At 62.6% G+C, this 8069-nt stretch carries 5 protein-coding genes; 4 read left to right on the top strand and 1 reads right to left on the bottom strand.

Features of this window, described 5'->3' with window-relative positions:
* Positions 1 to 310: 310 nt before the first annotated feature.
* The 4 genes from purL (at position 311) to M622_RS36135 (ending at position 7908) form a co-directional block, all read left to right on the top strand.
* Entirely contained in the window at positions 311 to 4246 is a 3936-nt protein-coding gene (purL, locus tag M622_RS36150; protein WP_021250617.1) for a phosphoribosylformylglycinamidine synthase, read from the top strand.
* A 178-nt stretch (positions 4247 to 4424) separates the two neighbouring features.
* On the top strand, positions 4425 to 4841 hold the full coding sequence (locus M622_RS36145) for a DUF2946 domain-containing protein (protein WP_021250616.1): 417 nt from the start codon (positions 4425 to 4427) through the stop codon (positions 4839 to 4841).
* A 142-nt stretch (positions 4842 to 4983) separates the two neighbouring features.
* On the top strand, positions 4984 to 5448 hold the full coding sequence (locus M622_RS36140) for a copper chaperone PCu(A)C (RefSeq protein WP_021250615.1): 465 nt from the start codon (positions 4984 to 4986) through the stop codon (positions 5446 to 5448).
* Between the two features lie 165 nt (positions 5449 to 5613).
* Positions 5614 to 7908, top strand: coding sequence for a TonB-dependent receptor (locus M622_RS36135; protein ID WP_021250614.1), 2295 nt, complete (start codon positions 5614 to 5616; stop codon positions 7906 to 7908).
* 83 nt (positions 7909 to 7991) lie between these two features.
* Here M622_RS36135 and M622_RS40850 read toward each other — a convergent pair.
* On the bottom strand, positions 7992 to 8069 hold a 78-nt coding region (locus M622_RS40850), incomplete at its 5' end, for a 4Fe-4S dicluster domain-containing protein (RefSeq protein ID WP_157281923.1).

Genomic DNA, 8069 nt, shown 5'->3' with positions numbered 1-8069 from the left:
CCTCGTGAAAGTAGGTCATCGTCAGACTAATTATATGAAAAACCCCCTTGTGCAAAAAAATGTACAAGGGGGTTTTTGCGTGGACGCGCACAACCGACGTCGTCTGATGAAGTCAGGCTGACACCGCGCCCGCAAGCCCATCGATCCCTCTTGAACGCGCAACGACAGCACGGACTCCGCTTTGCGCTCGGCGATCAGTGCCGGGATGAGCCGAGACGGCTCAGCTATAATGCTGCATTGTTCAACATGGAGCCGGCTGAATTGCCTGTGAAGGGCAGCGGTCTGCGCTCCGATTCGGTGCCTGAATTACATGACCTCGATCCTCAAGCTGCGCGGCGCTGCGGCGCTGTCCCCCTCCCGTCGGGAACGTCTTCTGCGTGCTGCTGGCGAGGTAGTGCCCAAGCTGAAGGCGATCATTGCCGAGTATTGGTATTTCGTCGAAGTTTCGGCCCCACTGTCCGATGAAGAGCAGCGTCGGCTGATCGATCTGATTGACGCACATCCGACAACGTCCACTACCCCTGTGGGTAGCTTGCATGTGGTCGTGCCCCGTCTCGGAACGATTTCGCCGTGGTCGTCCAAGGCCACCGACATTGCCCATCAATGTGGTTTCGACAAGATCGTCCGCATTGAGCGCGGCATCGCGTATTCGATCGATGGGCGCGGCGCCGAGGGCAACGCCGCGCTGCTGGCGCTGCTTCATGACCGCATGACCGAATCGGTGCTCAACAGCGTGCTCGAAGCAGAGGCGCTCTTCCATCATTACGCGCCGCAAGCACTCAGCACGGTGGACATCCTCGCGGGTGGTCACGAAGCCCTGGAAAAGGCCAACGCTGAACTGGGCCTGGCCTTGTCCGAAGACGAGATCGATTATCTGTTCGAGAACTTCAGCCGCATTCAACGCAATCCGACCGATGTCGAACTGATGATGTTTGCGCAGGCCAACTCCGAGCACTGCCGGCACAAGATCTTCAATGCCGACTGGGTGATCGATGCGCGACCGATGGAGAAGTCGCTGTTCGACATGATCAAGGACACCCACCGGGCTCACCCTGAGGGCACGGTGGTGGCGTATTCGGACAATGCCTCCATCATCGAGGGTGCCCGTGTCGCGCGTCTCTACCCGGATGGTGATGGCGCCTTCCGCTACCACGAAGAGACAACCCACATCCTCGCCAAGGTCGAAACTCATAATCACCCGACCGCGATTTCGCCTTTCCCGGGTGCGGCCACCGGCGCTGGTGGCGAGATTCGGGATGAGGGTGCGACCGGGCGGGGCTCGAGTCCGAAAGCGGGTCTGGCGGGCTTCACTGTTTCCAACCTGAACATCCCCGATTTTGGCCAGCCCTGGGAGAAACCCTTCGGCAAGCCCGATCGCATCGCCTCCGCGCTTGAGATCATGATCGAAGGGCCGATTGGCGCAGCGGCATTCAACAACGAATTTGGTCGCCCCAACCTCACGGGCTATTTCCGCACCTTCGAGCAAGAAGTCCAGGGTGAGGTGCGCGGCTATCACAAGCCCATCATGATCGCTGGCGGCCTCGGCAGCATCCAGGGGCAGCAGTCTGACAAGCCGACTTTCCCGCCGGGGACGCTGCTGATCCAGCTCGGTGGCCCGGGCATGCTGATTGGCCTGGGTGGAGGGGCGGCCTCGTCGATGGCGACCGGCACCAATGCCGCTGACCTCGACTTCGCCTCCGTGCAGCGTGGCAATCCTGAAATCCAGCGCCGCTGCCAGCAGGTGATCGACGCCTGCTGGCAGCAGGGGGACAAGAACCCGATCATTGCGATTCACGACGTCGGCGCCGGGGGCTTGTCGAACGCGATGCCCGAGCTCGCGGATCATGCCGGGCTGGGTGCGCACATCGAACTGCGCGAAGTCCATATCGAAGAGCCGGGCATGAGCCCGCGCGAGATATGGTCGAACGAGTCGCAGGAACGCTACGTGATGGCGGTCGCGCCCGAGAGTCTGCCGATGTTCCAGGCCTTCTGCGAGCGCGAACGCTGCCCCTTTGCGGTGCTTGGCGTGGCCAGCGCAGATGGACAGCTGGTCGTCTCCGACCGCCACTTCGGCAACAAGCCGGTCGACATGGAGATGAAGGTCCTGCTCGGCAAGCCACCCAGGATGACACGCAATGTGTCACGGCGCGCGGTGCATCTGCCGCCCTTCGATACCACTGACCTGGATCTGAAGGAAGCCGGGATGCGTGTGCTGCGCATGCCAGCCGTTGCCAGCAAGAACTTTCTGATCAGCATTGGCGACCGTTCTGTCGGTGGCCTGACCGCACGTGACCAGTTTGTCGGACCGTGGCAGGTGCCGGTGGCCGACGTCGCGGTGACGGCGATGAGTTTTCAGGGCTACCGTGGCGAGGCGTTCGCGATGGGTGAGCGCACGCCGCTGGCCTGTGTCGACGCCTGCGCCTCGGGGCGGATGGCGGTGGGCGAGGCGATCACCAACATTGCCGCCGCCGACATCGAGAGCCTGGGGGCAGTGAAGCTGTCCGCAAACTGGATGGCGGCAGCCGGACATCGTGGTGAGGACGCGAAGCTCTACGACACGGTCAAGGCGGTGTCAGAGTTCTGCATTGAGGCGGGCTTGTCGATTCCGGTCGGGAAGGATTCGCTCTCCATGCGCACGGCCTGGCAGGACGGTGCTGAGGACAAGTGTGTTGTCTCGCCCCTGTCCTTGGTGGTCACCGCGTTTGCGCCGGTGCAGGACATTCGCAATACGCTCACACCGCTGTTACAGCTGCCGGAGGGTGTCGACACCGAACTGCTGCTGATCGATCTGGGCAAGGGCAGGAATCGCCTCGGCGGCTCGGTGCTCGCGCAGGCCTACAACTCGGTCGGCGAGCACGCACCCGACGTCGACGCGCTGCAGCTGAAGGCTTTCTTCGAGACCATCCAGCAGCTGCGTCGCGACGACATGTTGCTGGCCTACCACGATCGTTCCGACGGTGGCCTATTCGCCACGGTGTGCGAGATGGCTTTCGCAGCACGCTGCGGTCTGTCGCTGGTGCTCGACACGGTCTGCTACGACCCCTACATGAATGACGTAGACGGGCTGGAGAAGAAGCCCGACACGCTCAAGGGTCGTTTCAATGACCATCTGTTTGCCGGTTTGTTTGCCGAGGAACTGGGAGCGGTGATCCAGATTCGTCGTGCGGACCGTTCGCGCGTCACCGAGCAGCTGCGTGCCGCCGCGCTGGCCTATCACTTCATTGGTGAACCCAACACCAAGGACGAGATCCGCCTGCGCCGTAACGCCAAGCTGGTTTTCGGGGCGAGACGGGTCGAACTGCTGCAGGCCTGGTCGGAGACGAGCCATCGCATTGCGAAGCTGCGTGACGATCCGGAGTGTGCCCAGCAGGAATTCGACGCGCTCGCCGATGTGAGTGATCCTGGCCTGTCCTTGTCCCTGACCTTCGACGTCAGGGAAGACGTGGCCGCGCCTTTCATTGCCAGCGGCTTGCGGCCCCAAATCGCCGTGCTACGTGAGCAGGGGGTCAATTCTCAGCTCGAGATGGCCGCGGCCTTCGAGCGCACGGGCTTCACGCCGGTGGACGTGCATATGTCCGACCTGCAGGCGGGCCGCATTGATCTGGCCGATTTCCACGGCTTTGCGGCTTGCGGCGGCTTCTCCTATGGCGACGTGCTGGGTGCTGGGCAAGGCTGGGCAAAGTCCATCCTGTTCAACAATCGCCTGCGCGACCAGTTCGAAGGCTTCTTCAGCCGTAGCGACACCTTTGCGCTGGGCGTATGCAATGGCTGTCAGATGATGGCCCACCTCGCTCCTATCATCCCGGGTGCCGAGGCCTGGCCGACCTTTCATCGCAACCGCAGCGAGCAGTTCGAGGCGCGCTTTGCGATGGTCGAGGTCATCGATAGCCCGTCCATCCTGTTGCGTGGCATGGCAGGCAGTCGCATGCCGATCGTGGTCAGCCATGGCGAAGGGCGCGCGGTGTTTGCGCGCGAGCAAGACCGCAGCAAGGCCTTGCTCAGCTTGCGCTACGTTGGTAACCATGGGGCGCCGACCGAGATGTACCCGGCAAACCCCAACGGATCGCCGGATGGTGCGACCGCCTTCACGACCGCAGATGGACGCTTCACGGTGATGATGCCGCATCCTGAACGCACTGCGCGTACGCTGCAGATGTCGTGGGCGCCGCGCTGGCTGATCGACGAAAGCCCGGATGCTTCGCCGTGGTTGCGCATGTTCCGTAATGCGCGCGCATGGCTTGGCTGAGACCGTTATGGCCCTGCCCTGGCTGCGCCATCGATCTCACCCGTCAGGCATTTTCCGGACGGGGCCAGGCCCATCGGCGGCATTCGACGGCTCGAACTGATCGCGATCAAGTCTTGTGCAAGACGTTTAGGTAAGATCGCGCTCATCGATCTCCTTTTTTGGGCTCTGCCTCAGCTCAATGAACCGCTTCCGCCGCCGCCTCCACGCCTGGTTTGCCATCGCCGCGATGTTGTTCGCTGCGTTCGCGCCGGCGGTGAGCCGTGCGATGACAAGTGGCACTGACAGCCTGCTGATCGATGTGTGCTCGGCGGGCGGCGTGCATTACGTTCAGATTCCGCTTGCCGAGGCGGGGCACTATCTCGATTCGATGCTTGCCGGCGGCGCTGAGTCCGATGACTCGTCGGAAAATTCACGGTATTCCTGTCCGTATTGCTCATCCCACAACCTTGGTGTCGGGCTGCCAGCGCTCGAGTCGACTGTTTTGCTCGTGGCGCAGGGCATGCGCGCCGCTGTGCCGCGGCTGTTTCTCGCCGCTCCACGCCCACTGTTCACGTGGTCGCCCGCCAGTCCTCGCGCCCCGCCGTTTTTCGCCTGAGCCAGGTGGCGCGATTCATCGCGCGCCTTAGCCTGCATTGCGCCGGCCATCCCGGCGCTGCACTGAAACGCCGTAGGTTTGCCCTGTTACTGGAACGTGTCGTTGTGCCTCGCCTTCGACCCGACCATCGAGGACTCGTGTCATGAAAAAATTCGCTCTTGCTATCGCACTAAGCTTTGCCTCCCTGCCGGTATTCGCCGATGTCACTGTGGACGACGTCTGGGTGCGCGCCACCGTGCCCCAACAAATGGCCACCGGAGCCTTCATGCGTCTGACGTCGGACGGCGACGCGCGCCTGGTGAGCGCCGACTCACCCGTTGCCAACGTGGTCGAAATCCACGAGATGATCATGGATGGCAGTGTCATGAAGATGAATGCGATTCCTGGCCTTGATCTGCCCGCTGGAAAGCTTGTCGAGCTCAAGCCGGGTGGCTATCACGTGATGCTGATGGGGCTCAAGCAACAGGTGAAAGATGGTGATGAGGTGCCGATCAGCATCGTGGTCGAGGCCGCTGATGGTGCGCGCCAGACCATAGAGCTCAAGGCCCACGCGCGCCCGCTCAATGCCCCCAGCGGTGGCCAGCAGATGCAGCACGGCAAGCACTGAGCCTCGCCTGAGGCGGCCGCCGATCCGGCTGCGCCGCCGCTGCAGTCCCCACTTTGAAAGCGCAGATGGTCTGCCGTGCTTTGCGGCAGGCCTGGCCTTGTGCCGTGATCGGGCACGGCCCCTCTGCGCCGACTCAATCCAGATTGACGCAATCCAGAGATTTCAATGATGAAAACGAATTTTCGACGCCTTCCACTCGCGCTTGCCGTCTCCCTCGCCATGCCCTGGGTGGCACACGCCCAGGAAAGCACGCTGGGAAAGATCGTGGTCACCGGGACGGCTACCGCCGTCGGCCCGACCGAGGTTGCCCCCCAGACCGTAGAGGCCTTGAAGCCGGCAACCAGTGATACCGCCACCTTGTTGCGTGATGTCCCGGGGGTGAGCGTGTATGGCGCGGGCGGTGTGTCCAGCCTGCCCGCCATTCGCGGCCTGGGCGATGACCGCATCCGCATCAAGGTTGATGGCATGGATCTGATCGCAGCCTGCCCCAACCACATGAACCCGGCGCTGTCCTACCTGGACCCGTCCAATGTCGGCCTGCTCGAGATCTATCCCGGCGTGGCTCCCGTCAGTGTCGGCGGTGACAGCATTGCGGGAACCATCGTCGCCGAATCGAAGCCGCCGCTGTTTGCGCAGCCCGGGCAGGGCGTGCTGACCACGGGTGAGATTGGCAGCTTCTATCGCAGCAATGGGGAGGCGTGGGGTGCCAACCTGCAGGCCACTCTTGCCACCGAATCCTTCAGCGTGAGCTATGCGGGCTCCACCGCCGAGAGCAAGAACTACGACGCGGCGCGCAAGTTCAAGACCCTCGCCGCCACCGGGCGTCTCGGCCATACCTTGGCGCTGGACGAAGTCGGCTCCACCGCCTACAAGAGCCGCAACCATGAGCTCGGCTTCGCCTTCAAGGGCGGCGATCATCTGCTCGAGGCCAAGCTGGGCATGCAGGACATTCCCTATGAGCTCTGGCCCAACCAGCGCATGGACATGCTCAAGAACGACCAGACGCGGGTGAACCTGCGCTACCAGGGTGAGTTCGACTGGGGCGCGCTGGAAGCACGTGCGTATCGCGAGAAGGTCGAGCACTTCATGGACTTCGGCGCCGACAAGCGTTTCTGGTATGGGAATGCAATGCCGCCGTTGGGTTCGGGCGGACCGGGGGCTATCGATGGCACGCCGTGCGCGCCAGTGGGTACGGCAGCCTGCGCCACCGGTATGCCGATGAATACCGAGAGCACCAATACCGGCCTCAGTCTCAAGGGCGACATCAAGCTGTCGGGTGAAGACCTGATCAGGGTTGGCGCCGAGCTGCAGCGCTTCCAGCTCGATGACTGGTGGCCAGCGTCTGGCGGCGGCATGGCGCCGAATACGTTCTGGAACATCAATGATGGCGAGCGCGACCGCAAGGTCTTGTTCGGCGAGTGGGAGGGGCGACTTGCTCCGCAGTGGCTGACCGTTGCCGGGGTGCGTTTCGAGCGCGTCACGACCGACGCCGGTCCGGTTCAGGCTTACAACAATGCGGTGGCGCCTGCAACCACGCTGGTGCCCGCGTTCAACAACCGCGACCGCGAGCGCACCGACAACAACTGGGATTGGAGCGTGCTCACCAGGTACACCGTCGATCCCAGCCTGGATGTCGAGTTTGGTCTGGCGCGCAAGGTACGCTCGCCCAGCCTGTATGAGCGCTACAGCTGGTACAGCCGCGGCATGGAAATGCTGATGATCAACTGGTTCGGTGACGGCAACGGCTACATCGGCGACATGGATCTGAAGCCCGAGAAGGCCCATACGGTGTCGGCGACCTTCGACTGGCATGCGATTGATCGCAGCTGGGAGTTCACCGCCACGCCTTATTACTCCCGTGTGACGGACTACATCGACGGCGTCCGTTGCCCGACCAGCCTGGGCGGTTCTTGCAACGCAGCCAACCTGACGGCCACCAACAACTTCGTTTATCTGCAGCTGGCCAATCAGTCCGCGCGCCTCTTCGGTATCGACTTGTCGGGCAAGATGCCGCTCGCGAAGACGGCGGTGGGTGAGTTCGGACTCAAGGGCTTGCTCAGCTATACCGATGGCAAGAATCGGGACAGCGGCGAAGATCTCTACAACATCATGCCGCTCAACGGCAAGCTGACGCTGACCCATCAGTACGGCGGCTGGGACAATGCGCTGGAAGTGGTGATGGTGAAGGCCAAGCGTGACGTGTCCGAGGTCAGGAACGAAGTCGAAACGCCGGGCTACAGCCTGTTCAACCTGCGTACCAGCTACGCCTGGAAGCAAGTCAGGGTCGATTTCGGGGTCGAGAACCTGTTCGACAAGTTCTACTACCTGCCGCTCGGTGGCGCCTACGTGGGTCAAGGCACAACCATGACTGCCAACCCCGTGGGCGCGGTTCCGCGCTGGGGCAATGCGGTGCCGGGAATGGGGCGCTCGATCTACGCCGGGGTCAATGTGAGGTTCTAAGCCTTCCGTCATACCCGTGAAAAAAGCCCCGCCGGATTGCATTCGGCGGGGCTTTTGCCTTCCAGCTCGGGTTCGTGCAGCGCTTACATGCCCTGGTAGATCGGCCCCTCACCGCCTTGCGGCACCACCCAGTTGATGTTCTGCGTGGGGTCCTTGATGTC

The organism is Thauera terpenica 58Eu, from assembly GCF_000443165.1.
Lineage (GTDB): Bacteria > Pseudomonadota > Gammaproteobacteria > Burkholderiales > Rhodocyclaceae > Thauera > Thauera terpenica.
Note: the sequence above shows the minus strand (reverse complement) of the source record. Positions and strands in the feature narration are given on the sequence as shown.

Coding starts and splice junctions, on each gene's coding strand:
- purL (WP_021250617.1), top strand. CDS start 311: ATGACCTCGATCCTCAAGCTGCGCGGCGCTGCGGCGCTGTCCCCCTCC.
- M622_RS36145 (WP_021250616.1), top strand. CDS start 4,425: ATGAACCGCTTCCGCCGCCGCCTCCACGCCTGGTTTGCCATCGCCGCG.
- M622_RS36140 (WP_021250615.1), top strand. CDS start 4,984: ATGAAAAAATTCGCTCTTGCTATCGCACTAAGCTTTGCCTCCCTGCCG.
- M622_RS36135 (WP_021250614.1), top strand. CDS start 5,614: ATGATGAAAACGAATTTTCGACGCCTTCCACTCGCGCTTGCCGTCTCC.